This is a genomic window from Mesorhizobium sp. M4A.F.Ca.ET.020.02.1.1 (genome assembly GCF_004022645.1).
GTDB lineage: Bacteria > Pseudomonadota > Alphaproteobacteria > Rhizobiales > Rhizobiaceae > Mesorhizobium.
On record NZ_RZOI01001410.1, the window covers coordinates 1 to 424 of the forward strand.

Genomic DNA, 424 nt, shown 5'->3' on the forward strand with positions numbered 1-424 from the left:
ATTTATACACTTGCGCAACAAGGCCGCAAGTGCCGTAATGAGCGGGATTGACGGGCTCGCGCTGTCGGGTCCATGCTGAAGTCTGGAGCGGGACAGTGCAGCGTATGTTGATTAGCCGGATGGACGTTCGACGACCTGCCATCGCCCCTGCAGAGGCCACATGGTGAGCGCGGTGGAAGCTGCCGCAGTGCGATCCGGCGAGGCGCAGAGCGGCGCCGCCGAAGCCATTCATGTCGAGAACCTGCACAAGAAATTCGGCGAACTGCACGTGCTGAAGGGTGTGTCGCTGTCGGCGCGCGACGGCGAGGTGATCGCCATCATCGGCGGATCGGGCTCCGGCAAGTCGACGCTCTTGCGCTGCATCAACTGCCTGGAAAACCCGACCAGCGGCATCATCCGCGTCAACGGCGAGGAGATCAAGCTG

1 protein-coding gene is annotated in these 424 nt (G+C 62.5%); it reads left to right on the forward strand.

Features of this window, described 5'->3' with window-relative positions; genetic code table 11:
* Positions 1 to 160 precede the first annotated feature (160 nt).
* Positions 161 to 424 (forward strand): ATP-binding cassette domain-containing protein (locus tag EN742_RS37430; protein ID WP_189375788.1); only part of this gene is annotated, 264 nt, incomplete at its 3' end.